This window comes from Allorhizobium paknamense, assembly GCF_030815125.1.
In the GTDB taxonomy this organism is placed as follows: Bacteria; Pseudomonadota; Alphaproteobacteria; order Rhizobiales; family Rhizobiaceae; genus Allorhizobium; species Allorhizobium paknamense.
The window spans coordinates 43,566-67,758 of the sequence record NZ_JAUSWH010000003.1 but is presented as its reverse complement, the minus strand read 5'-3'; the positions used below and the strand labels follow the sequence as shown (position 1 = coordinate 67,758).

Below are 24,193 nucleotides of genomic sequence, written 5' to 3'. Positions count from 1 at the left end.
TGTCCATCACGAAAGGGCTTCGGCCCCATTCGTGATCAAGAAAATTTCGCAAGGTCAGGGCGGGGAGAGATCCGCGCGCCCGGACCTGCAGACACACGGCAGCATGAGCTGCCGGCCGGAAGGGCACGGAGTAAACCGCGCCGGAACCGGCAAGAGGAGCGGATCGAATGCAGTTGATCTTGAACTCGGTGATGGCGGCGCTGGCGGCTTTTTGCCTGCTGTTTCTGGCGACCTTGCCGGTCAGCCTGCAAACGCAGCTGATTGCCAGCATTGCCGTGGTAACGGTGATGGCCATCATCAAGATCCTGAAGGCCGGTGGTGTCTGGCGGCTGATCGCGCTCTGCTTCGGTGCCGTCATCGTGCTGCGCTATGTCTACTGGCGCAGCACCAGCACCATTCCGCCCATCAGCCAGCCGGAAAACTTCATTCCCGGCATCCTGCTCTATCTGGCGGAAATGTATAACGTGCTGATGCTGGGTCTCAGCCTGTTCATCGTGGCGCTCCCCCTGCCCTCGCGGCCCTCGCGCAAGCAGAAGCTCGACCACTTCCCCTCCGTCGACGTCTTCGTGCCGTCCTATAACGAGGATGCGCATCTTCTGGCCAACACGCTTGCCGCGGCCAAGGCCATGGATTACCCGGAGGACAAGCTGACCGTCTGGCTGCTGGACGATGGCGGCACGCTGCAAAAACGCAATGCGCACGACCTGCAAGATGCCGGGCTTGCCGCAGCCCGTCATGCCGAATTGCAGGAATTGTGCCGGGAACTGCAGGTGAATTACCTGACCCGCGACCGCAATGAGCACGCCAAGGCCGGAAATCTCAACAACGGCCTGAAACATTCCACGGGCGAACTGATCGCCGTTTTCGACGCCGACCACGCGCCCGCCCGCGATTTCCTCAAGGAAACGGTGGGCTATTTTGCCGAAGACCCGAAGCTGTTCCTGGTGCAGACGCCGCATTTCTTCATCAATCCGGACCCCTTGGAGCGCAATCTCCAGACCTTCGACACCATGCCCAGCGAAAACGAGATGTTTTACGGCATCATCCAGCGCGGGCTGGACAAGTGGAACGCCGCCTTCTTCTGCGGCTCGGCGGCGGTGTTGTCGCGCAAGGCGCTGGATGCGACGGAAGGCTTCAGCGGCATTTCGATCACCGAAGACTGTGAGACGGCGCTGGCGCTGCACAGCGCAGGCTGGAACAGCGTCTATGTCGACAAGCCGCTGATTGCCGGTCTGCAACCAGCCACCTTTGCCAGCTTCATCGGCCAGCGCAGCCGCTGGGCCCAGGGCATGATGCAGATCCTGCGCTTCCGCTTTCCGCTGCTGAAGCGGGGGCTCAGCCTGCCGCAGCGGCTGTGCTACATGTCATCGACGCTGTTCTGGCTCTTTCCCTTTCCGCGCACGATCTTTCTGTTTGCGCCGCTCTTCTACCTGCTGTTCGACCTGCAGATCTTCACCGCCTCCGGCGGCGAGTTCATGGCCTATACGCTGGCCTATATGCTGGTGAACCTGATGATGCAGAACTATCTCTACGGGTCGTTCCGCTGGCCGTGGATTTCCGAACTCTATGAATATGTGCAGACCGTGCATCTCCTGCCGGCCATCGTCTCCGTGGTGCTGAACCCGAAAAAGCCGACTTTCAAGGTCACCGCCAAGGACGAATCGGTTGCCACCAGCCGCCTTTCGGAAATCAGCCGGCCCTTCTTCGTCATCTTTGCCGCCCAGCTTATCGCGGTGGCGATCACCGTCTACCGCATCTATGCCGAGCCCTATAAGGCCGATGTGACGCTGGTGGTGGGCGGCTGGAACATGATCAACCTCATTCTCGCCGGCTGTGCGCTGGGGGTGGTGTCCGAGCGCGGCGAACGGGCCTCGAGCCGCCGCATCCGGGTGCGGCGGCGCTGCGAATTCGGCTTCAACGGCCAATGGTCGCCTGCCTCCATCGAGGATGTCTCGGTGCGCGGCGCAAGGCTCAATGTCTTCAGCCGGCAGTTTTCGCAAATGCAGGCCGGCGCGATTGCCGAGATCCGCATGCAGCTGCATGGGCGCGACGAGATGGCCACTTTGCCGCTCGTCATCCGCAATACCGAACAGCAGGGAGAAATCCTGGCGCTGGGCTGCCAGTATTTGCCGCAAAGCGCCAAGGACCATCGCCAGATCGTCGATCTCATCTTTGCCAATTCCGACCAGTGGAGCGACTTCCAGAAATCCCGCCGCCGCAATCCGGGGATCATTCGCGGCACCGTGTGGTTCCTGGGCATGGCGCTGTTCCAGACCAGCCGGGGACTGGCCTATCTGGTGCGGACGCTGCGCCCGAAGGACAATGCTGGCGCGCATGAGGGGGCCAAGCCGTGATGCGTCCTGCCTCCCTCTGCCTCTGCCTTGCGCTTTCCGGTCTTCTGGCCGGGCCGGTTCTGGCTGAGACATCGCAGCCTTTCGACATGTCACCCGAGCGGCAGCAACTGCCGCCCGCAGCCGTGTCGCCTGAGCCTGCCGGCAAGGCCGCACCGCAGCCCCAGCAACAGCCCGTCGCCACGCAAGCCGCTCCAGCCCAGCCGGGCCGGACGCAACGCTATGTCATCCCGGCAGCGGAACTGAACCTCACCGGCGAATATGACCGTCAATCCTGGAGCGTCTATCTGACGCAGGAGGAGGCAGCCTCGCCATCCCATTTCGTCCTGAGCTACCAGAATGCCGTGCTGGTGGCGCCCGAGGCCTCGAAGCTGACGGTTCTCGTCAACAACCGCCCGATCGGCGAGAGCCAGATCCGTTCCTCCGCCAAATTCGAAACGCTCCGTTTCGACATTCCGGCAGGCCTTTTGCGCCCTGGCGGCAACAGCCTGACCTTTGCCGTCAGCCAGCGGCACCGGACCGATTGCGATATTCCCGCCACCTACGAATTGTGGACGAAGATCGCGGCACAGGGCACCTATCTCGACTTTTCCGGCGCCCCTGGCAGCCGCATCAACGCGCCGGACGTGTTGCGCGCCATCGGTGTCGATGCCAAGGGCGAGACGCGGTTTTCCTTCTTTGTCCCGAGCCTCGGGCAACCGGGCACCAGCCGCCCGCTGCTGACGCTGGCCGAGGGGCTTTCCGTCCTCGGCGCCATGCCCAATACTCGGATGGAGTTCAGCCGCGACCAGCTGCCGGACGCCACCCCCGGCACGCTGGTGGTGGCCGTGGGCACGCCGGAGGAACTGGCGCCTGCCCTGCCCTCGCTTCCCGCCGCCACGCGGCTCAGTGCCGGAGCGGCCTATATCAACGATCCGAAGACCGGACGGCCGATCCTGGTGCTGAGCGGCCCCACCTGGGCGGCCATTGCCTCGGCGGCCGATGCGCTGGTCAGCACCTATCGCCGTCCTGACACCAACAGCCGCGACGTCATGTCCACCGCGCGCTGGAGCGAGCCGGACGCGCCGCTGCTGACGGGTCCGCGCAGCCTTCGCTTTTCCGAACTTGGGGTGGAAAGTGCCGAATTTTCCGGCAGCCGCTACCGCACCGGCTTCAACGTTGCCGTGCCCGCCGATTTCTATGCCAATGCCTATGGCGAAGCGGAAATCCTGCTGGATGCCGCCTATACCGCCGATGTCGGACCGGGTAGCCATATCGATATCTATGTCAATGACCGCATTGCCACCACCGTGCCGATCACCTCGACACGCGGCGGGTTGTTCACCCGTTTTCCGGTGCGCGTCACGCTCAGGCATTTCAAGCCGGGGCTCAATCACGTAACGCTGGAGGCCAATCTGTTGAACCGGCCCGGCGCGGCCTGCCTGCCGGGCAATGCCGCCAAGGCGGCTCCCCGGTTTGCGCTGTTCGATACCTCGCAATTCGTCATGCCGGAATTTGCGCGCATCGGCCGCTCGCCCAATCTGGCGGCAACCGCTGGCACCGGCTGGCCCTATGCCGATTTGAGCGAGCCGCTGGCGCTTTTCCTGGATAGGACCGATAGCGATACGCTGGCTGCCGCCGCAACCTTTCTGGGGCGGCTGGCCATGGCGGCGGGCGAGCCGCTGCGCTTCGAACTGGTGAATGCCCCACAGGCCATTGGCGAGCGGGATGCGATCTTCATCGGCTCCATCGGCCAGATGCCCGCCCGCGTCCTGACCCGTGTGGGCATTGCCGCCGAAAGTGCATCAAGCTGGAAGGGCTCCTCCACCGAAAGCCGCGGCAGCGAGGAGCAGGTGAACCTCGATGACTGGCGCTCGAAGGTCAGCGGCGGCCTGATCCAGAGCAGGCTCCGGGCGCTGGAAGCCTGGATGCAGCGCAATTTCGACATTTCCGGCTCCGCCTTCCATTTCCTGCCAGGCAGCCGTCCCGAATTCACACCGGGCGCGCTCGAAAGCTTCCTGATTGCCCAGGGGCCGAGCCCCGAAGGCAGCCGGCACTGGACGGTGATTTCCGCCCCCGATGCCAGCGACCTGAACCGCGGCATGCAGGCCATGGCGAGCCTCAAGGACTGGGAGGAACTGAGTGGAGCCATCGTCACCTATTCCGCCCGCACCGGCGCCATCGAAACCCGGCCCGGGCTGCCGGAACGGCTGGAAAAACCGATGAATGCGACCCTGACCAATTACCGGCTGATCGCCGCCAACTGGCTGTCCTCGAACATTCTGTTCTATGCCTTCGGCCTTGTCCTGCTTGCCATGCTGTTCGGCGCCTTCATGGCCTTCCTCCTGCGCCGTCTGGGGAGGCCCTCATGAGACAGGCTGGCAGGAAAGACAGGGTGATGACGGCCTCTCGGCTGAGAATGCGGAGCCAGTGGTGGAGCGTCATGGCCGGGCTGGTGCTTGCCGTCTCCCCGGCGCTGGCGCAGGAACTGGATCTGAGCCCCGGCCATGACAAGGGCGCCGAGGAACCGGGCTTCCAGATGCTGGCGCAGGCCGATCCTTCGCCGATGCGTGGCACCCAGCCCGCCCCGCAGCCGCAGGGCGGAGCGCAGCCGCCCGCCGCCGCCCAGCCGCAGGTGGATGAAAGCGCGCTGCGCTATTTCGCGGCCCGGGGCGATACCGCCCGGCTGCAGGCCGAAATCAGCCGGTTGAAGACGCTTTACCCCAATTGGCAGCCGCCCGCCGATCCGCTGGCGGTGCCCGCCAATCCCGATCCGCAACTGGAAACGCTGTGGCGGCTTTATTCCGAAGGCCGCTATGGCGAAGTACGCAAGATGATCGGCGACCGGCTGGCGGCGGAACCCGGCTGGACGCCGCCGCAGGATCTGCTGGACCGGCTGGCCGCCGCCGAAAGCCGCATGGCGATCATCGATGCCTCCGACAAGGGCCGGTATGAGGAGGTGATCACCAAGGCCGCCGCTACGCCCAGCCTGTTGAATTGTAACGATGTCGATGTTCTGTGGCGGGTGGCCGAAGCCTTTGCCCGCACCGAGCGTCCGTCACGGGCGCTAGATGCCTATCGCTACGTTTTGAAAAGCTGTCAGGCCGAGCCGGAGCGGCTGGCGACGGTGCAGAAGGCCATGACGCTGCTTCCCTACGGGCCGATGCAGGACCTGCTGGCGCTCGAAAAACCGGCCTCCGGCGGCGGGCGTGAGTTCGATCCCATTCGCGACGATCTGGCCCGTCATTTCGTAGCGGAAGGCGGGACGGAAACGACCCTGACCGTGGCGGAGAGCTATCTCAACCGGCTGAAGACCACGGCCCAGGCAGGCAATGCCGGCGATGCGACGCTGCTGGGCTGGTACACCTTCCGCCGCAAGGACATGGCGGAGGCCGAGCGCTGGTTTCGCCTGTCCAACGACCGCAGCCCCAATGCCGATGCGGCGCAGGGGCTGGCGCTGACGCTGATCGAGCGCAAGGCCTATGATCAGGCCGAGGATGCGCTCTACCGTTGGCGCAACACCAATAATGACAGCCGCGCCACCTATTTTGCCGCCACGGCCAACCTGCTCGCCAAGGACCCGCCACCGCTTCTGGCGCAGGATGTGCTGGCGCGCATCTCGCAGGCAACGATGGAAGGCCGCGATGCGGCCACCGCCCAGCAATTCGGCTGGTATGCCCGTGGGCTGAACCAGAATGAAGCCGCTCGTCGCTGGTTCGAAACCGCCCTTTCCTGGAAGGCCGATGACGAGCCATCTGCCTATGGTCTGGCGCTGACCTTCGACCAGCAGAAAAATCTGGCCGCGCTTGAGGCGCTGAAACGGCAATGGGCCGCACGCTCGGAGCGGATCGCGGCTATCGGCGTGGAGGCAGAGACCGAACGCCCCGTCAGCAAACCGGCCACGGCCCGCACGGAACGCGCGCGAGCCCACAAGACCGAGGCCGTGGCCGAAACCTCCGCCATGGCGCAAGCTTCGGCGCGGCGCGAGGCGGCAAGGCCCGTTTCCGCCAATGGCTGCGACGGGAAAGCTGCCAGCACCGGCGCGCAGCTTGCCGCGGGCTGGTGCCTGATGCGCCTCAATCGCCCGCTGGAGGCAACGGCAGCCTTCGAACAGGCCCTGACGAGCACAGCCGCCACGGAACGGTCGGACGCCGCCTATGGTCTCAGCCTTGCCTATCTGCGGCTTGGGCTCACCGGCAAGGCGGCAGTGGCGGCCACGCGCGCGCCGCTGTCACCGCAGCGGGCGCGGGAACTGCAGGCGGCCATTCTCTCCGACCGCGCCATTGCCGCCTATAGCTCGAAACTCTATGCCAATGCGCTGCTGCTGCTCGACCAACGGGCGCAGCTTGCGCCGGAGCGCATCGATCTCATGGTATTGCGCGGCTATAGCTATATGGGCCTGAAGCGCTATGGCGATGCCATCCGCATCTTTGAAGCCGCCGCCGCCACCGGCAATGCCGAAGCCTCACGCGGGTTGAACGACGCCCGCGAAGCCTATGATGAACAGGCCGGGATCAGGTAAGACTATAACGCTTTATATCTGCTGCATAATTTTATCCCTAATACCAAGGCTCGAAGATGCTCACGCATCCTCGCCTTGAAAGAATTTCGAATATCTCAATTGCGTCAGGGGCTTGAGATATTCGAAAAGGGAATACGAAGAGTCATTTTCAATGACTCTTCGTATAAATCGATCAGGATCTAAGGAATTATGCAGTAGGATGTGCGGACATCCACCGGGCGGCAGGGTCTATGCCGCCGAGCGGAAAGAGATGCACGGCTGAGATGAGGCTTTCAGGATTGGCCTGTTTGTAGGCCGTCAGTGCCCCGGCAAGCTCCGTCGGCTCGAAGGGGGTCAGCAGCCTGCGCACATCCAGCGCGCGCTTTTGCAAAACCTTGAGCGAGGGGCCGACACCGCAGGCGATGGCATATTTGATCAGTGTCTGCAGCTTGGTCGGGCCAGCCAGCCCCACATGCACCGGCAGAGTGATGCCGAGCGCGGCGATCCGCTCGCTCCAGGTGATGAAACAGGTGGGTTCGAAGGCGAACTGGGTGATAATGGCCATGGCGATGCCGGTGCGGCGGGCATAATCCTGTTTCCAGAAGAGCGCCCGATCCGCCTCGCCGGTCGAGCCGTCGGGGTCGATATCGCGATTGCCCTCCGGATGACCTGCCACATGCAACCTCTCAAAGCCAAGGGCTTCGAAGAGGCCGGTTTCCAGCATGTCCCGGCAACTGGTGAAACGGCCCGCCGGGCTGGTGGCGCCACCGCCGAGCAGCAGAGCCTCGCGCACATCCGCTTCCTGCCGGTAGCGGGTGAGCAATAGCTGCAAGTCTTCCGGGCCGCCGATGGAGCGGGCCGGAATATGCGGCATGACGGCAAAGCCCTCCCCGCGAAGGCGCGTCGCCGTCTTCACCATGTCATCCACCGGCGTTCCATGCACATGCGCGATATAGATGCGCGTGCCGGGGGCAAGCAGGCTGCGGAAATCGGCAATGGCCGCTGCCGTGCGCGGCAACACCTCAATGGAGCCGCAAGGCAGGGCTGATGCCTGCGAAAGCGGAGAATGGGGGGCCGGTTGATCCATGATGCTCCAGTATCAAGGGCGCGTTCTGCTGGCCTGTCGTCAGCGAGAGGGCTTTAATACCAAGGCTCGAAGATGCGTGAGCCTCCTCGCCTTGAAAGATCTCGAATATCCCAAATGCATCAATGGCTTGAGATATTCGAAAAAGGAATACGAACTGCCATCTTCAATGGCACTTCGTATAAGCCGGAACAATAGAAAAACGCAATCTTTTGCGACATCTGGTCTGCGAATTTTCATCGTCGCGTGGGATGAATTTGCCATTTGATACCCATTTTCGGCGATCTCGAGGATCAAATGTCAAATTCGAAAATCCCACGAGAATCCAGAATTTGCTATTGGTCTTCAAGATTTTGACATTTGCTCTCGAGGGCGCTGCGAACGGGTGCAAATGTCAAAATCAGACCAATAGTGCCGACTGTCATGCGGCTGAAGCATTTGCCGGTGAAAAGGACGGGAAGATGGGGTGGACCCGGTGACCGCGTGAGCCGGATTTCCTTGAGCCGGGTTGCGTTTATCCGGCAAATTCCCTAGAGCATGTCGCGCAAAAGTGCGCAGCGGTTTTGCGAGAACGACATGCGTTAAAACAAGAATGTAAAGCACGTTGCATGAGGCTGATAAGCCGCAACGTGCTTTAGGGTCAAAACTCAATCAGGATGGGTGTTCTGTTGAACGGGATGGGATTGAATGGCCGCGAACAAGCGCAAGGCAAGGCCCTGAGGCCTTGTCGAGCATTGTTCGCAATCAGGCGGCCCATCCCGCTCAACCCTTCGGGCAAGGCGTATTTTGCGTCTGCGGGCGTCGGAAAGGTTTGAAAATGATCGGCATTTCCTGCACCTTTCCTCCTACTCAGACACAAAATACGCCTTGCAGAACACCCATCCTGATTGAATTTTGACCCTAGAGCATCGGACCGATAACGGCAGGCTCCAAAACAACGAGAGTACCACGGCGGGAGGCAAGTTCTACTGCATGATTCCTTAAATCGGAATCGATTTAAGGTGAAAATTATGCAGCGGATTAAAAGCGTTACAGCGTCCTTTGTGCGTTTGATAAAACGCACGGCGCTGTAAACGCATCCGCCCGGCTTCGGTATTCAGTGCGGTGAATTCAACAAGAGGTATGGCGTGGCGATGCAGACCCCTTACTACCTGGTGGACAAAACGAAGCTTCTTCGCAACATGGAGAAGATTGCGCTGTTGCGGGAAAAGTCCGGCGCGAAGGCGCTTCTGGCGCTGAAATGCTTTGCCACCTGGGGCGTGTTCGATTTCATGCGCGATTACATGGACGGCACCACCTCGTCCTCGCTATACGAAGTGCGGCTGGGCCGCCAGCGTTTCGGCAAGGAAACCCACGCCTATAGCGTGGCCTATGCCGATCACGAGATCGAGGAAGTGATCTCCTATTCCGACAAGATCATCTTCAATTCGATCAGCCAGTTGGAGCGTTTTTCCGAGAAGGCGTCCGGCATTGTGCGCGGCCTGCGCCTCAATCCGCAGGTTTCCTCCTCCTCCTTCGATCTTGCCGATCCGGCCCGGCCCTTCTCGCGGCTGGGCGAGTGGGACATGGGCAAGGTGGAAAAGGTCATGGACCGCGTCAGCGGCTTCATGATCCACAACAATTGCGAAAACAAGGATTTCAGCCTGTTCGACCGGATGCTGGCCGATATCGAGCAGAAATTCGGGCCGCTTCTGAAGCGCGCCGAATGGGTGAGCCTTGGCGGCGGCATTCATTTCACCGGCGAGGATTACCCGCTCGACCAGTTTGCCGAGCGGCTGAAGCGGTTTGCGGGCGAGTATGGCGTGCAGGTCTATCTGGAACCGGGCGAAGCCTCGATCACCAAATCAACGACGCTGGAAGTGACGGTGCTGGACACGCTCTACAATGGCAAGAACCTTGCCATCGTCGACAGCTCCATCGAAGCGCATATGCTGGATCTTCTGATCTACCGCGAGAATGCCAAGATCGAGCCGAACGAAGGCGAACACAGCTACATGATCTGCGGCAAATCCTGCCTGGCAGGCGATATTTTCGGGGAGTTCAAATTCCCCGCACCCTTGAAGATCGGCGACCGCATCTCCGTGCAGGATGCCGCCGGCTATACAATGGTGAAAAAGAACTGGTTCAACGGCGTGAAAATGCCGGCAATCGCCATCCGTGAACTGGATGGCAGCATCAGGACGGTCCGTGACTTCGATTACACGGATTATGAACAAAGCCTTTCCTAAGTCTGTGAGGAAGGCGTCTGACGATTGGACATAAGGAGTTAGTCCCTATCATGCGAAAGAACGTGCTCATCATCGGCGCCGGTGGCGTCGCCCAGGTCGTGGCGCATAAATGCGCCCAGAACAACGACGTGCTGGGCGACCTGCATATCGCCTCGCGCACCAAGGCGAAATGCGACGCCATCATTGCCAGCGTTCACGACAAGAAGGCGATGAAGCAGCCGGGCGTCTTCGAAGCCCACGCACTGAACGCGCTCGACATCGAGGCCACCAAGGCGCTGATCGGCAAGCTCGGCATTCAGATCGTCATCAATGTCGGCACAGCCTTCCTGAACATGTCGGTGCTGCGCGCCTGCATGGATACCGGTGCCGCCTATATCGACACCGCCATCCACGAAGAGCCGAACAAGATCTGTGAAACCCCGCCGTGGTACGGCAATTACGAGTGGAAGCGGGCGCCCGAATGCGAGGAGAAGGGCATTACCGCCATTCTCGGCGCCGGTTTCGACCCGGGCGTGGTCAATGCCTATGCGCGGCTCGCCAAGGACGAATATCTCGACAAGGTCACCGATGTCGACATCGTCGACATCAATGCCGGCAGCCATGGCAAGTATTTCGCCACCAATTTCGACCCGGAAATCAACTTCCGCGAATTCACCGGCGTCGTCTATTCCTGGCAGAATGGCGAGTGGAACGTGAACAAGATGTTCGAGATCGGCAAGGAATATGACCTGCCGGTCGTGGGCAAGCGCAAGGCCTATCTCTGTGGCCATGACGAAGTGCATTCGCTGGCCAAGAACATGGATGGCGCCAATGTGCGCTTCTGGATGGGCTTTGGCGATCACTACATCAACGTCTTCACGGTACTGAAGTCGATCGGCCTGCTCTCGGAGCAGCCGGTCAAGCTGGCGGACGGCTCGGAAGTGGTGCCGCTGAAGGTGGTGAAGGCCTGCCTGCCCGACCCGGCATCGCTCGCCCCGGAATATACCGGCAAAACCTGCATTGGCGATTACGTCAAGGGCTTCAAGGACGGCAAGGAAAAGACCGTCTTCATCTATAACGTCGCCGACCACAAGGACGCCTATAACGAAGTGGGCAGCCAGGGCATTTCCTACACTGCCGGCGTGCCGCCCGTTGCCGCCGCCATGCTGGTGGCCACCGGCGAATGGGATGTGAGGAAGATGGCCAATGTGGAAGAACTGCCGCCGAAGCCTTTCATCAACCTGCTGAACCGGATCGGCCTGCCGACCCGCATTCAGGACGAGGACGGCGACCGCGCGGTCGAATTCTGATCACGGTCAGAGCAATTCTACTGCATAATTCCTTAAATCCTAATCGATTTAAGGATAAAATTATGCAGCAGATTTAAAATGCTACAGCGAACCTTTGTGCGCCATATATGGCGCACGGCGCTGTAGTGATACGGTTTGCGGCCCGCAGCGATGCGGGCCGCTTTGTTTCCGGCAGATCCGCCTTCACCTGTCTCCCGAAAGCGCCGGGGCCAATTTCTATAAAAAAGCCCGGCAACAGGGACTGTCACCGGGCAAGCGGCAGGGCGGATTGGCATAAGCCCTGCGGGGATGGATGGCAGCCGGGAGCCCATCAGGGCTTGCAAAAGCCCGGCATGCGTGAAATAAAAATCGGAACTCAACCTAAATAAGCAGTTTCGCAGACATAATTTCAGCCAAGCGGCGGTTCTGCAAGGTCATATTTCGGCATTCGTGCCTTGACAGCGAGCTTTCGCGACGGATCCTCAAACAGGCCTGCCGTGCTGAGCACCGCGTTCAATTCTGCCCGTGTCAGGCCGATATCCCGAAGCAACGTGTCATCGAGCTCCGTCAGGCCGCTGACCGCGCGACGATTGCGAAGGCTGCGGGCAAAGGCAAAAACCTTTTCCGTGAGGCGCATGACAACAAAGCTTAACGATGCAGTTTGCGAGGTCTTTCCAAATCTTTCTGCGGTCAGCATGACACATCTTTTCCGGAACCGGCCCCGGTTCATGGCGGCCTTATCCTGTTTTCTTTGTAAGGCTGATGGCCTTGTGGAGCCGTCCCGATGAAGAAGGCGACGGTTTGCAGTTGAAAACATGCGGAAATTCTATTGATCAGTCCAACGAATGTTTCTAATAATTAGCATCAACCATTCTGATGGAAGACAGCCATGTCAGCGCCACTCGATATCGATCAGTTGCAGACCTTCACCGCCATTGTTGACACGGGCAGTTTTACCAAGGCGGCAGCGCGGGTCTTCAAGACGCAGTCCGCCGTTTCCATGCAGATGCGCCGCCTGGAAGAACGGGTGGGCAAGCAGCTTTTCATCAAGGACGGGCGCGGCAACCGGCTGACGGCAGAGGGCGAGAAGCTGTTGAATTATGCACGCCGGATCATCCGGCTGAATAGCGAGGCCATCGCCGCCTTTGACGATAACCGTCTGGAGGGCACGCTGCGGATTGGCACGCCCGACGATTATGCCGACCGCTACATGCCGGAAATCATCGGCCGCTTTGCCAAGACCCATCCGAATGTGGAGCTTTATATCGTCTGCGAACCCTCGGCGAGCCTGGCCGAGAAGATGTCGCGCGGAGAGCTGGACATCGCGCTCGTGACCCACAATCCGCAGGTGCGGCAATCGGATGTGGTGCGCACCGAACCGCTTTGCTGGGTGGCATCGGCCAACCACCCGCTCAAGGACGATGCCGCCGTGCCGCTTGCTGTCGGGCGGCGGGATTGCAACTGGCGCCAGCTTGCCTGCTCGGCGCTGGATGCCGACGGGCGCGACTACCAGATCCTGTTCACCAGTTGGTCCTCCACCGTGGTCGCTGCCGCCGTGCTGGCGGGCATGGCGGTTTCTGTCCTGCCGGAATCGGCGCTGCGCACCGGGATGAAGGTGCTGACGCAGGCGGATGGTTTTCCGCCGCTGCCCCCCGTGCAGATCGGCATCATGAAGCGGCCCGGCCTTTCCCCTTCCCTGCTCAACGCCATCACCGACCACATCACCGCCTGCCTGGACAATATCAATCCGGCAGCCGTGGAGGACGACATGGATGGAGAGGTCAAGACCTTCAGCCGTGGCTATCCCCGGCTGAAAGCGGGCCATATGCTGCCCGGCTGGTGAGACGAGCGGTAAAACCTCTCGCTTCACGCCTTTCCGGACGCAAAACCGCTTCGCACTTTTGCTGGAAATGCCACACTCTTTGTTGCACGTATCTCCGGACGCAAAACCGCTGCGCACTTTTGCTGGAAATACCAAGCTTTTTAGGTCACGCCGCCTTGAGGCTTTCTTCGGGAAACAGCATCTCGCACATGGTGAGCTTCCATTCCGCCAGCAGCGATTCCGCCTTGTCATGGCCTTCGGCCACGCAACGAAGCACAGATCCCGTCAGCATGGTAATCAGCAGGAAGCGGCTTTCGCGACATCCGCTCTCATGGTGATTGATAAACGGTTCGAGAAAGCGCAGTGCCAGTATGCCCAACTCCTCATGGGCGCGAAACTGCACGCGGCGCAATTCCGGATCCAGCGACATGCCCGCCCATAACTCCCGGTAGATGGCGTTGGTCCGATGCACATCGGCGGCATGGTCGATGAAGGTCATCACCCGCTCACGAGCATCGTCACGATCCACAATGCCCGTTAACCCATTGGCAATATCCTGCTTCAGCCGTACCAGCCGCTGGTCGAGCAGAGCCTTGAGAATAGCAGCCTTTTCCGGGAAGAATTGATAGACGGAACCGACAGGCACGCCTGCATGGGCCGCAATATCCGTCATCTTCATCTGAACAACGCCGTGTTCGACGATCAGACTTTCCGCAGAACCGAGAATGCTGTGAAAGCGCGTGATACTGCGCTTCTGCTTCGGCTCCTTGCGCGGCTCGATCCGCGATTTATCTTTCGGGCCATTCATTGCCGTCCCGTTCCCCAACTGTCAGGAATTGTTCCGCATCATGTGGAACACACAGAGGGGCTGTAGGGGAAGGGTGTTCATTTTTGATTAATGCGAACTCGTAAATTTTCAGCAAAAAACCCCTGCGAATACGTGTCAAATTGAAGCAAAACGCCACAAAACGGCACATTTTCGATAAATTTTTCCGGCTTTTTACAAAAACCATCTCCGGCATGCGTTCAGTTATGCACAAGCCGGAAGTGCCTGCTCCATTCCGGGAGCAGGCAAAGCTCGGAGCGAACCACGCGCGCCAGCAGGCCGCGACGGAAACGTCAGGCCGCGAAGCGGCGTGGCGTGACCGCCTGCTGGCTCTGCACCGCATGGCCGGAAAGCGAGAAACGGTCGATCAGCGCCGCCAGATCGTTCGAGCGGTTGCGGATTTCGGAAACGGCAGCGGTGGATTCCTCCACCATCGCCGCGTTCTGCTGTGTGACCTGATCCATCTGATTGACGGCGCTGTTGATTTCCCGCAGCCCATTGGCCTGCTCTGCGGCGGAGGAGGCGATTTCGGCAATCAGCCGGTCGATCTCCGCCACCTTTGTGACGATGCCGCCCAGCGTCTGGCTGGTGCTTTCCACCAGCGTCACGCCGCGCTGCACCTGTTCGGAACTGGTGGCGATCAAACTGCGGATTTCCTTGGCGGCCTCGGCGGAGCGCTGCGCCAGCGCCCGCACTTCCGAGGCAACCACGGCAAAGCCCTTGCCGGCATCGCCGGCGCGGGCAGCTTCCACGCCGGCATTCAGCGCCAGAAGATTGGTCTGGAAGGCAATTTCGTCGATCACGGAAACGATCTGGCTGATCTGGCCGGAGCTTGCGGCAATCTCGCTCATCGCCGCCTCGGCATCGCGCATGATCTGGCCGGATTGGGTGGCGTCCTGCCGGGCGCTGGAGGCGGTTTGCGTGGCCTGCACTGCCCCTTCCGAGGTGCGGCGCACGGTGGCGGTGATCTGGTCAAGGGCGGCTGCGGTTTCCTCCAGCGAAGCGGCCTGCTGCTCGGTGCGGCGCGACAGATTGCCGGTGGAGGTGGCAATCTCCTCCATGCCGTTGCGAATATCCTCCACAGTGGCGGAAATCTTCTGCATGGCGAGATCCAGCGTCTCGGTGGCATGGTTGAGGTTGAGGCGGGCCGTTTCGCTCTTGGCTGGCAGGTGGTCCGTGACCCTGTAGGAGAGATCGCCGGAGGCAAGGGCGGTCAGCGCCTTTTTCAGCACCTCCATCGTCAGGCGATCGGCCTCGGCCTCGGTGGCCTGAAGGCGATCGAATTCCGCCCGCTCCTTTGCCGCAGCTTCCGCCATATCGCTCATCACGCAGTGAACGGCGACAGCCACCTCGGAAAAGATCGATTCCATCAGGCTGCGGATGTAGACATCGCGTTTGCCGCCCTTCCAGCGCGCGCGCTTGACAAGCTGCGTCAGAAGATCGGCGGCATAGGTGGAATAGCCGAGCAGATAGCCGGTGATGGAGGTGGTCTTTGCGACATTGCGGGCAATTTCGGCCTGATTGCGGAAGTAGGTTTCCGAAAAATCGCCCGTGCAGATATGTTTGAACTTCTTCAGTTCCGTCTGGTAGAGTTCGTTCGGCAGGTCGGCCATGGGCTGGCCCACGGCGGCATAGGCTTTCAGCAGCACCGACTTCAGCACCGGCTCCAGAACCGCGCTCACTTCACCACCAATACGCTGCCGGTCGGCAGACCAGGTCTTGATCTGATCTTCTATTCTTTCCATGCCCAATGTCCTAAAACAGGTTTTGAATAAAATGATTTGCCGGTGGGCATTGAGCGCTCAGCGCTGCTTTGCCCCTGCCCGGCAAGGACGATCTGTAATTCTTGCCACTCTTATGTTGATATCGCTGTCAGCCTGCACAATTTCAGATTTCAACCCTTAGTGGGCGCAGGTTAAAGCAAAATGAATCGGCGCTTGCTAAGATTGGCCGCCCCGCAAGGAGATTTTCATCCACACGAATACAGCGTAAGGACAATCGAAACGGCGCGGAAATTTTGCGGGGACGTTTTTGCAGTAAATTCCTGATTCATCCGGCGAAAAATTGATGAATTTCAAGAGTTTTATTTCGGAAAAATATATTTATGGATTGTTTTGCTACAAAACCTGAGAAGGTTGCGAAATGCAAAGGCTTCACCCGGCAGGCCTGGCAGATGAAGTGGGATAGGCTGTGTTACCGGCCAAGAGCTCCCCGGCCCAAGCCCTGCGGACCGAAACCGGGGAGAATGTCGCGAATATTTGAGGTTAGAGCGCTTTTCGATCTGATTGAATCAGATCGGCGCTCTAACCTTTTCTTTTTTAAGCATAATCTTATTCGTCCTCCTTTCACTCCGGTCGGATTATGCTCTAAGATAATTTAAGCCGCCGACAGGTCGAGCACGATCCGGCCGTCGATCTTGCCCTCTTCCATGCGATGGAAAATGTCGTTGATGTTTTCCAGCCGGTCCCAGGAGAAATGCGAGGCGACCTTACCCTCACCGGCAAAGACCAGCGATTCCTCGAGATCCTGACGGGTGCCGACGATGGAGCCGCGCACGGTGATGCGCTTCAATACGGTGTCGAACACCGGAAGCGAGATAAAGCCCGGCGGCAGGCCCACCAGCGCCATGGTGCCCTTGGAGCGCAGGAAGCCATAGGCCTGCTCCATGGCCTTGGGCGAGACCGCCGTGACCAGCGCTCCATGCACGCCGCCCGTTGCCTTTTGCACCTGTTCGATGGCGTCTGCCGCCCGGCCATTCACGGTGAGATCGGCCCCGAGTTTCTTTGCCAGTTCCAGCTTTTCATCGAAAATATCGGCAGCCACCACATGCATGCCCATGGCTTTGGCATATTGCACGGCCATATGGCCGAGGCCGCCGACACCGGAAATCACCACCCATTCGCCCGGGCGCACTTCCGTTTCCTTCAGGCCCTTATAGACGGTGACACCGGCGCAGAGCACCGGCGCAGCCGGACCGAATTCCAGATGATCCGGCAGGTGGCCGACAAAATCCGGATCCGCGAGCCCGTATTGGGCAAAGGTGCCGTTGACGGAATAGCCGGTATTCTGCTGGGAACCGCATAAGGTTTCCCAGCCGGTGCGGCAGGGGGTGCAGCAGCCGCAGGCAGTGTGCAGCCACGGCACGCCGACCCGGTCGCCTTCCTTGATGCGGGTCACCCCGGCCCCGAGCTTTGCCACGTAACCAACACCTTCATGGCCCGGAATGAAGGGCGGGTTGGGCTTGACCGGCCAATCGCCATTGGCGGCATGCAGATCGGTATGGCACACGCCTGTCGCTTCATACTTGATCAGAACCTGACCCGGACCCGGCTCCGGAACGGGCAGTTCCTCGATGACCAGCGGCTTGCCGAATTCCCTGACCACAGCGGCCTTCATTGTCTGAGCCATAGTATCCTCCATGAAATTGGTGGTTTGAAAAACAATCGCACCCCGGAGCAACGCCCCGGTCATGAAGGCAGTCTAGCGGAATTGGCGGCCATTCCTTTGATTGACGTCAAGGCCGCAGCCGATCATTGGCTGCGGCTGACGCAGGCATGAGACACGTCAGGCGAGATTTTTCTTCAGGAAAGCAACCGTCCGGCTCCAGGCAAGATCGGCTGCCTGCTTGTTGTAGCGGGCCTGCGAGGTGTCATTGTTGAAGGCGTGGTTGACCCCGTCATAGACGAAGATCTCGACGCTCTTGCCATTGGCCTCCAGCGCCTTGCGATAGGCGTCGATGCCGGCATTGATCCGCTCGTCCAGCCCGGCATAATGCAGCATCAGCGACGCCTTGATGGCGGGCACCTGATCGGCGGGCGGCTGCGCGCCGTAATAGGCAACCCCGGCCTTCAGCTCCGGCGAGGCCGCCGCCAGGCGATTGACGAGACCGCCACCCCAGCAGAAACCGACCGCGCCCACCTTGCCGTTGACACCCTGATGCTTGGCAAGAAAGGCGCGCGCACTTTCTGCATTTTTCACGGTGACGTCCATGTCCAGCTTGGCGAACATGTCGCGCGCCTTGTCCTCATCCTCGGGCGTGCCGCCCTGCGGAGACAGGAAATCCGGGGCAAGCGCTGCAAAGCCTTCCAGCGCCATGCGGCGGGTAACATCCTCGATATGCGGGTTGAGGCCACGATTTTCATGGATGACCAGCACGCCGCCGAGCGGCGCGGAGGCCTGTTTGGGCCTCGCGAAATAGCCCTTCATCTCACCGCCCGCGCCCGGCCAGCTCAGATGCTCGATGGTGAGCCGCTCGTCATTGTCCGGCGTTAGCGCCGCTTGCGCCTTGCTGGCGGCCAGCATCGGCGCAATCGCGGCGGCAGCGGCGCCTGACCCTGCAAGCCTCGTCAGCTTTTCCATGAAGCCGCGGCGATCCAGTGTCAGATGGGTGTATTCATCATAGGCGTCGATCATCGCCTGGGTGATTTCGGGCTTGTCCATGCTGGTCCTCCTCTTATGTAAATCACAAAATAGAAGACCCGCAGCGACGGGCAAGCCGCTGCGGGTCGCAGATGGACACATCTCGGTTATCGATCAGGCAGCGCCGGGATAGTTCGGGCTTTCGCGGGTGATGGTCACGCCATGCGGATGGCTTTCGCGCAGGCCTGCACCGGAAATGCGGACAAAGGTGGCCTTTTCCTGGAAGTCCTTGATATCCTTGCCGCCGACATAGCCCATGGCGGCCTTCAGCCCACCGGCCAACTGGTGCAGCACGGCGGAAACCGGCCCCTTGTAGGGCACCTGCCCTTCGATGCCTTCCGGCACCAGCTTCAGCGTGTCGCGCACTTCGGCCTGGAAATAGCGGTCTGCCGAGCCGCGCGCCATGGCGCCCACGGAGCCCATGCCGCGATAGGCCTTGAAGGAACGGCCCTGGTAGAGATAGACCTCGCCCGGGCTTTCATCGGTGCCGGCCAGAAGCGAGCCGACCATGACGGCGGAGGCGCCGGCGGCAATGGCCTTGGCCAGATCGCCCGAGAACTTGATGCCGCCATCGGCAATCACCGGAATATCGCTCTTGGCGGCCTCTTCCACCGAAGCCATGACGGCGGCCAGCTGCGGCACGCCGACGCCCGCCACAACGCGCGTGGTGCAGATGGAGCCCGGGCCGATGCCCACCTTGATGCAATCGGCACCGGCTTCAATCAGCGCCCGCGTTCCCTCAGCCGTCGCGACATTGCCGGCAATGATGCGGACGGAATTTGACATCTTCTTGACCTGGGCCACCGCATCCAGAACCTTCTGGGAATGGCCATGGGCGGTATCGACGACGATCACGTCCACCCCGGCATCGATCAGGCGCTCGGCGCGCTCGCGGCCATCATCGCCGGTGGAAATGGCGGCGGCGACGCGCAGGCGGCCCTGCGCATCCTTGGCGGCATTGGGGTTGAGCTGCGACTTTTCGATGTCCTTGACGGTGATGAGGCCGATGCAACGGCCTTCATTGTCCACCACCAGCAGCTTTTCGATGCGGTGGGCGTGCAGAAGACGCTTGGCTTCCTGCTGTTCGACGTTTTCCTTGACCGTGACGAGGTTTTCCCGCGTCATCAGCTCATAGATCTTCTGCGAGGGATCGGAGGCGAAGCGCACGTCGCGATTGGTGAGAATGCCGACCAGACGGCCCGGACGCCCGCCGGTCTCCACCACCGGAATGCCGGAAATGCCATGGGCCTTCATCAGCGACAGCGCCTCGGCCAGCGTCGCATCGGGGTGAATGGTCACGGGATTGACGACCATGCCGCTCTCGAATTTCTTAACCTGGCGCACTTCCTCGGCCTGCTCGATCGGGGTGAGGTTGCGGTGAATGACGCCGATGCCGCCAGCCTGCGCCATGGCAATCGCCAGACGGCTTTCCGTCACCGTATCCATGGCGGAGGAGAGAATGGGCAGGGAAAGATCGATGTCACGGGCAATGCGGGTGGCGATATTGGTCTGCCCCGGCAGGATTTCCGAATGTCCCGGCTGCAGGAGGACATCGTCAAAGGTGAGCGCTTCCGCGCCGGTTGCCGACATTACGATGCGTGCCATGCCAATTTCCTTCGTTTGAATAGGCAGAGTCCCACCGGAAAACGGGAGTTTTTTCCGGCCGCTTCTGCAAGAAATGCTTGGAAGTTGGCGAGGGCTGGTAACACGTTCATGACAGGAAGGAAATAGCAAATGCACGTTTTCGCAGATCGCGGCCTGTTCATCCTCCCATTTTCGCAAATGATTAAAATTTGAAATAGCGGAAAAACGGTTCATTTAGTCGACGCTTATAAAGAAGGAGTGCATCGAAAAATGCCGCACTCAAGCGGCCAAGCCAGTCGGGAACAACAAAACATGAGATCCATTGCACAGCGCGCGCGCGCCCTTGAGGCGAAGTTTGCCCATGACCAGGAAATCCTCTTCAAGGTGGAAGCCCAGCGCAACAAGTTGATCGGCCTGTGGGCGGCAAGCCTCCTGAACAAGGAAGACCCGACCGCCTATGCCAGCACGCTCTGCCAGTTCGGCGTGGAAAAGCCGGACGCTATTGCCTCCCGCCTGAAGCAGGATTTCGAGAGCGCGGGTCTCTCTGTCAGCGAAGAGGCCATTCAGTCCAAAATGGTGACACTGCTGCGGCAAGCCCATGAGGCGATGCATATCAGCCAGTAACGCAAGGAAAACCGAGGCATGAAGGCTCGCCGGTGCGGAACCGGCGAGCCTTATTTGCTTTTACGCATTTCCGGACGGAAAACCGGTTCCCACTTTTCCTGGCAATGCTTTCTACTTGTTCTTACGCATTCCCGGACGGAAAACCGGTTCCCACTTTTCCTGGCAATGCTTTAGATATCGAACTGGTAGGACTTAGGCACGAAGCGATAGCCCTCATCTGCCTTTTCCACGTAGCCCACCGAGGGGAACGGCATGTGATAGCCGAGGAAGGGCAGTTTTTCAGCCGCGATCATATCGAAAACCCGCTTGCGGGTGGCTGCCGCCATGGCCTTGTCCATATCGAAGCGAACCTCCCAATCCGGGCGCTGCAGCGACAGCACATAATGGTTGGCGGTATCGCCGGTCAGGATCAGCGCCTTGCCGGAGGATTCCACCCGGAAGATCATGTGGCCGGGCGTGTGGCCGAAGGCGGGCATGGCGGTGATGCCGGGAACCACTTCACCGCCCTCATCCGCCAGGAAGGTGAATTTCTCCTGCAACGGCTTCACATTGGCCAGAACTGCCTTGTGACCGCCTTCGGCGGGGGTGCCCATACGGGCGGCATCCGTCCAGAATTCATATTCCTTGCGGCCCGTGACATAGCGCGCCTTGCTGAAGGCCGGCTTGCCCTTTTCCATCAGCCCGCCGATGTGATCGCCATGCAGATGGGTCAGCACCACCAGTGTCACATCCTCCGGCTGATAGCCGGCCAGCTTCAGGCCCTCCAGCAGGCGGCCACTGCCCTTGGCCCTTCCCTGCTCGCCAAAGCCGGTATCGAACAGGATGACCTCGGAGCCGGTATCGATCAGAACCGGATGGTAACCATTGGCGAATTTGTCGGTCGGCAGAAAATTCTGGCTGAGGAGTGCTGCAACCTTATCCGGGCTCTGATTGGTGCCGAAGGTCTGGCCGGGATTGTCGGAGACGCCGATCCCGTCCTGCACGACGACGACCTGGAACGCGCCCAGTTTGAATCCGTTTACTTGAGGGGGCATGGAATGCTCTTTCTGTTCGGACTTGGCGGTCTGAGCCGAGGCCGTGCCCGCCAGCAAGGCGGGAGCCGCCAGCGCGCCCATCGCCGCGCCCGCAAACATCGTTCGTCTTTTAAGGGAAACCATTTCAACCTCCACAACGTATTGCCCTATAGCACGTTGCACATAGGTTCTGCGCGAACCAGATCAATGCGTATAACGTGTGCGTGATCGCCGGCCTCACAGACGTTATTGGGTTGGCGCGCCGCAGCAACTGACTTAAGAACCAACCGTTCCGGTGCAGGCTCGCCGCACCGGCAGGCAAAATCCCCGCTTGATAAAGATCCGGTGCCATGAATCGCATTGTTCCCCTTATTCTTGCCGTTGCGCTCTTCATGGAAAACATGGACTCCACCGTCATCTCGACGGCGCTGCCCGCCATTGCCGCCGATCTGCAAGTGGGGCCGATCACCCTGAAACTGGCGCTGACCGCCTACATGGTGTCGCTGGCGATCTTCATTCCGGTCAGCGGCTGGATGGCGGACAAGTTCGGGGCCAAGCGCATTTTCCGCGCCGCCATCATCGTCTTTACCGTGGGCTCCATTCTCTGCGCCATCTCCGGCTCGCTCTGGGCCTTTGTCGCCGCGCGTTTCCTGCAAGGCATGGGCGGCGCCATGATGACGCCGGTGGGCCGTCTGGTGCTGCTCAGAACCACAAAGCGCGAAGAACTGGTCTCCGCCATGGCGCTGCTCACCATTCCGGGCCTTGTCGGGCCGCTGGCAGGGCCGCCGGTGGGGGGCTTCATCACCACCTATTTCACCTGGCACTGGATTTTTCTGATCAATGTGCCGATCAGCATTCTCGGGCTGATCCTCTCCTCCATCTACCTGCCCGAGATTGAAAAGCTGAAGACACCGCCGCTCGATGTGATCGGGCTGGTGCTGACGGCGCTGTGTGCGGCGGGCATCGTCTTCGGGCTTTCGGTAATCAGTCTTCCGGCGCTGCCGCCAGCCATCGGCGTTGGCGCCACCATCATCGGCTTTCTCTGCGGCTTCGGCTATTTCTTCCACGCAAGGCGGCACCCGGCCCCGCTTCTGAACCTCGCCCTCTTCCGCAAACCCGCCTTTCGCGCCGCTCAGACCGGGGGCACGCTGTTTCGTATCTCCACCGGGGCCATTCCCTTTCTCATGCCGCTGATGCTGCAACTCGGCTTTGGCATGACACCGTTCGAATCCGGCATGACAACCTTTGTTGGCGCTATCGGCGCAATCACCACGAAGTTCATGGCGCGGCGCATGTTCGCCGCCGCCGGTTTCCGCACGGTGCTGATCACCGCCGGGCTCGCAGGTGCTGCCACTACCTATGTCAACGCCGTGTTCACGCCGCAAACGCCGCATCTGGTCATCATGTTCTTCCTGCTGATGGCGGGGTTTTTCCGGTCCTTCTTCTTCACCGGCACCAATGCGCTGGGCTATTCCGATATCGACAATACGGAAGCCAGCCAGGCAACCTCGATTGCCTCGGTGCTGCAGCAGGTGAGCCTGGCGCTGGGCGTGGCCTGCGCCGCCTTCGTGCTGGAGGTCAGCACGGCCATCACCGGCAGCGAGCTCGGACTGCCGCAATTCCACCTCGGCTTCCTCGTCGTGGCGACGCTGTCGCTCGCCTCGGTCATTCCCTACATTCTGCTGGACAAGAATGCCGGATCGGACGTCTCCGGCCATCGCCGGGCAGCGGTGGCGGCAGCTGAAAATATCCCGGTGAAGTGAGCGGGATCAGGCTTCCGCTTCAGTTTCCGGCATCTGCTTGCGTCCCTTGAAGCCCTTGGCGAGCAGGAACATCTCCACCGATTCGGCCCGCGAGGATGCGGGCTTCACATGCAGAACCTGCCGGAAATTCTGCTTGAGCATGGTCAAGAGCTCTCGCTCAGTGCCGCCCTGGAAGGTCTTGGCCAGAAAATGCCCGCCCTCGGCCAGCACTTCCACGGCAAAATAGGCGGCAACCTCGCAAAGATGCATGGTGCGCAGATGGTCGGTCTTCTGGTGGCCGGTGGTGGGGGCCGCCATGTCGGAAATCACCAGATCGGGCGTGCCGCCCACCGCTTCCATCAAGCGTGCAGGTGCTTCCGGATCGAGAAAGTCCAGTTGCAGGATCTTCACGCCGGGCAAGGGCGCCATTTCCAGGAAGTCGATGGCCGCAACGCGGACATCCTCATCCGAGGAATTGGTGACCTTGGCTGCGATCTGCGACCAACTGCCGGGCGCTGCCCCCAGATCGATGATGCGCCGGGCGCCCTTCAGGATCTGGTGCTTTTCATCGATCTCCAGGAGCTTGAAGGCCGCGCGGGCGCGATAGCCTTCGAGCTTCGCGCGCTGCACGTAAGGGTCGTTGATGTGGCGCTCCAGCCAGCGCCGCGAGGAGGCCTTGAGCTTGCCCTTCTTGACCTTCTGGCCGAGCTTGCGGCCTGTCCGGTTGCCGCCAATGGGTGGTTTCGTCATCT

The 24,193-nt window shown here is 60.5% G+C and carries 17 protein-coding genes; 8 read left to right on the top strand and 9 right to left on the bottom strand.

Annotated features, from left to right (window positions below; all coding sequences use genetic code 11):
• The first annotated feature begins 167 nt into the window (after positions 1-167).
• From bcsA to QO005_RS06190, 3 genes are read left to right on the top strand one after another with little or no spacing between them, the layout of a single operon-like run.
• Entirely contained in the window at positions 168-2,354 is a 2,187-nt protein-coding gene (gene bcsA / locus QO005_RS06200; RefSeq protein WP_307157130.1) for a UDP-forming cellulose synthase catalytic subunit, read from the top strand.
• A complete protein-coding gene (locus tag QO005_RS06195) occupies positions 2,354-4,702 on the top strand; it encodes a cellulose biosynthesis cyclic di-GMP-binding regulatory protein BcsB (protein ID WP_307157129.1) in 2,349 nt (782 codons plus the stop codon). Before bcsA ends, QO005_RS06195 begins: the two co-directional genes overlap by 1 nt.
• A 26-nt stretch (positions 4,703-4,728) precedes the next feature.
• A complete protein-coding gene (locus QO005_RS06190; protein ID WP_307157401.1) occupies positions 4,729-6,852 on the top strand; it encodes a tetratricopeptide repeat protein in 2,124 nt (707 codons plus the stop codon).
• A 187-nt stretch (positions 6,853-7,039) separates the two neighbouring features.
• Here the strand turns inward: QO005_RS06190 and QO005_RS06185 are convergent, their stop codons facing one another.
• Positions 7,040-7,918, bottom strand: a complete 879-nt coding sequence (locus QO005_RS06185) for a methylenetetrahydrofolate reductase (RefSeq protein ID WP_307157128.1) — start codon at positions 7,916-7,918, stop codon at positions 7,040-7,042.
• A 1,130-nt stretch (positions 7,919-9,048) separates the two neighbouring features.
• Here QO005_RS06185 and nspC point away from each other — a divergent pair.
• Both nspC and QO005_RS06175 read left to right on the top strand, forming a co-directional pair.
• Positions 9,049-10,143 (top strand): carboxynorspermidine decarboxylase, encoded by a 1,095-nt coding sequence (nspC, locus tag QO005_RS06180; RefSeq protein WP_307157400.1) that lies wholly within the window; start codon positions 9,049-9,051, stop codon positions 10,141-10,143.
• A 50-nt stretch (positions 10,144-10,193) separates the two neighbouring features.
• Positions 10,194-11,432: a saccharopine dehydrogenase family protein gene (locus QO005_RS06175; protein WP_307157127.1), complete on the top strand. Its 1,239-nt coding sequence runs from the start codon at positions 10,194-10,196 to the stop codon at positions 11,430-11,432.
• Between the two features lie 388 nt (positions 11,433-11,820).
• On the opposite strand, the gene QO005_RS06170 is transcribed toward QO005_RS06175, so the two are convergent.
• Positions 11,821-12,108 carry a DUF1127 domain-containing protein gene (locus QO005_RS06170; RefSeq protein ID WP_307157126.1) on the bottom strand — a complete coding sequence of 96 codons (288 nt, stop codon included), beginning with the start codon at positions 12,106-12,108 and terminating at the stop codon, positions 11,821-11,823.
• A 192-nt stretch (positions 12,109-12,300) separates the two neighbouring features.
• Between QO005_RS06170 and QO005_RS06165 the strand changes: the two genes are divergently transcribed.
• Complete coding sequence (locus tag QO005_RS06165) at positions 12,301-13,254, top strand: LysR substrate-binding domain-containing protein (RefSeq protein ID WP_307157125.1); 954 nt, start codon at positions 12,301-12,303, stop codon at positions 13,252-13,254.
• Between the two features lie 145 nt (positions 13,255-13,399).
• On the opposite strand, the gene QO005_RS06160 is transcribed toward QO005_RS06165, so the two are convergent.
• The 5 genes from QO005_RS06160 to guaB all read right to left on the bottom strand — a co-directional run bounded on the left by QO005_RS06160 (position 13,400) and on the right by guaB (position 20,083).
• A complete protein-coding gene (locus tag QO005_RS06160) occupies positions 13,400-14,041 on the bottom strand; it encodes a TetR/AcrR family transcriptional regulator (protein WP_307157124.1) in 642 nt (213 codons plus the stop codon).
• 311 nt (positions 14,042-14,352) lie between these two features.
• Complete coding sequence (locus tag QO005_RS06155) at positions 14,353-15,804, bottom strand: methyl-accepting chemotaxis protein (protein ID WP_307157123.1); 1,452 nt, start codon at positions 15,802-15,804, stop codon at positions 14,353-14,355.
• A 631-nt stretch (positions 15,805-16,435) separates the two neighbouring features.
• Entirely contained in the window at positions 16,436-17,467 is a 1,032-nt protein-coding gene (gene adhP, locus QO005_RS06145; RefSeq protein WP_307157122.1) for an alcohol dehydrogenase AdhP, read from the bottom strand.
• A 156-nt stretch (positions 17,468-17,623) separates the two neighbouring features.
• On the bottom strand, positions 17,624-18,499 hold the full coding sequence (locus QO005_RS06140) for a dienelactone hydrolase family protein (RefSeq protein WP_307157121.1): 876 nt from the start codon (positions 18,497-18,499) through the stop codon (positions 17,624-17,626).
• Positions 18,500-18,592: 93 nt separating this feature from the next.
• The gene (guaB, locus tag QO005_RS06135; protein ID WP_307157120.1) at positions 18,593-20,083 is read right to left on the bottom strand and encodes an IMP dehydrogenase; all 1,491 of its coding nucleotides are present in this window, start codon (positions 20,081-20,083) and stop codon (positions 18,593-18,595) included.
• A 291-nt stretch (positions 20,084-20,374) separates the two neighbouring features.
• Here guaB and QO005_RS06130 point away from each other — a divergent pair, with 291 nt between their 5' ends.
• Positions 20,375-20,686: a DUF1476 domain-containing protein gene (locus tag QO005_RS06130; RefSeq protein ID WP_307157119.1), complete on the top strand. Its 312-nt coding sequence runs from the start codon at positions 20,375-20,377 to the stop codon at positions 20,684-20,686.
• A 170-nt stretch (positions 20,687-20,856) separates the two neighbouring features.
• Here QO005_RS06130 and QO005_RS06125 read toward each other — a convergent pair whose 3' ends face one another.
• Positions 20,857-21,843, bottom strand: a complete 987-nt coding sequence (locus QO005_RS06125) for an MBL fold metallo-hydrolase (protein ID WP_307157118.1) — start codon at positions 21,841-21,843, stop codon at positions 20,857-20,859.
• Positions 21,844-22,049: 206 nt separating this feature from the next.
• Between QO005_RS06125 and QO005_RS06120 the strand changes: the two genes are divergently transcribed.
• Positions 22,050-23,462 carry an MFS transporter gene (locus tag QO005_RS06120; protein WP_307157117.1) on the top strand — a complete coding sequence of 471 codons (1,413 nt, stop codon included), beginning with the start codon at positions 22,050-22,052 and terminating at the stop codon, positions 23,460-23,462.
• 6 nt (positions 23,463-23,468) lie between these two features.
• On the opposite strand, the gene QO005_RS06115 is transcribed toward QO005_RS06120, so the two are convergent.
• Positions 23,469-24,191 (bottom strand): RlmE family RNA methyltransferase, encoded by a 723-nt coding sequence (locus QO005_RS06115; protein ID WP_307157116.1) that lies wholly within the window; start codon positions 24,189-24,191, stop codon positions 23,469-23,471.
• Positions 24,192-24,193: the final 2 nt, after the last annotated feature.

Excerpts from the sequence above, each read along its gene's own strand:
- bcsA (WP_307157130.1), top strand. The coding sequence starts at position 168 with ATGCAGTTGATCTTGAACTCGGTGATGGCGGCGCTGGCGGCTTTTTGC.
- QO005_RS06195 (WP_307157129.1), top strand. The coding sequence starts at position 2,354 with ATGCGTCCTGCCTCCCTCTGCCTCTGCCTTGCGCTTTCCGGTCTTCTG.
- QO005_RS06190 (WP_307157401.1), top strand. The coding sequence starts at position 4,729 with ATGACGGCCTCTCGGCTGAGAATGCGGAGCCAGTGGTGGAGCGTCATG.
- QO005_RS06185 (WP_307157128.1), bottom strand. The coding sequence starts at position 7,918 with ATGGATCAACCGGCCCCCCATTCTCCGCTTTCGCAGGCATCAGCCCTG.
- nspC (WP_307157400.1), top strand. The coding sequence starts at position 9,049 with ATGCAGACCCCTTACTACCTGGTGGACAAAACGAAGCTTCTTCGCAAC.
- QO005_RS06175 (WP_307157127.1), top strand. The coding sequence starts at position 10,194 with ATGCGAAAGAACGTGCTCATCATCGGCGCCGGTGGCGTCGCCCAGGTC.
- QO005_RS06170 (WP_307157126.1), bottom strand. The coding sequence starts at position 12,108 with ATGCTGACCGCAGAAAGATTTGGAAAGACCTCGCAAACTGCATCGTTA.
- QO005_RS06165 (WP_307157125.1), top strand. The coding sequence starts at position 12,301 with ATGTCAGCGCCACTCGATATCGATCAGTTGCAGACCTTCACCGCCATT.
- QO005_RS06160 (WP_307157124.1), bottom strand. The coding sequence starts at position 14,041 with ATGAATGGCCCGAAAGATAAATCGCGGATCGAGCCGCGCAAGGAGCCG.
- QO005_RS06155 (WP_307157123.1), bottom strand. The coding sequence starts at position 15,804 with ATGGAAAGAATAGAAGATCAGATCAAGACCTGGTCTGCCGACCGGCAG.
- adhP (WP_307157122.1), bottom strand. The coding sequence starts at position 17,467 with ATGGCTCAGACAATGAAGGCCGCTGTGGTCAGGGAATTCGGCAAGCCG.
- QO005_RS06140 (WP_307157121.1), bottom strand. The coding sequence starts at position 18,499 with ATGGACAAGCCCGAAATCACCCAGGCGATGATCGACGCCTATGATGAA.
- guaB (WP_307157120.1), bottom strand. The coding sequence starts at position 20,083 with ATGGCACGCATCGTAATGTCGGCAACCGGCGCGGAAGCGCTCACCTTT.
- QO005_RS06130 (WP_307157119.1), top strand. The coding sequence starts at position 20,375 with ATGAGATCCATTGCACAGCGCGCGCGCGCCCTTGAGGCGAAGTTTGCC.
- QO005_RS06125 (WP_307157118.1), bottom strand. The coding sequence starts at position 21,843 with ATGGTTTCCCTTAAAAGACGAACGATGTTTGCGGGCGCGGCGATGGGC.
- QO005_RS06120 (WP_307157117.1), top strand. The coding sequence starts at position 22,050 with ATGAATCGCATTGTTCCCCTTATTCTTGCCGTTGCGCTCTTCATGGAA.
- QO005_RS06115 (WP_307157116.1), bottom strand. The coding sequence starts at position 24,191 with ATGACGAAACCACCCATTGGCGGCAACCGGACAGGCCGCAAGCTCGGC.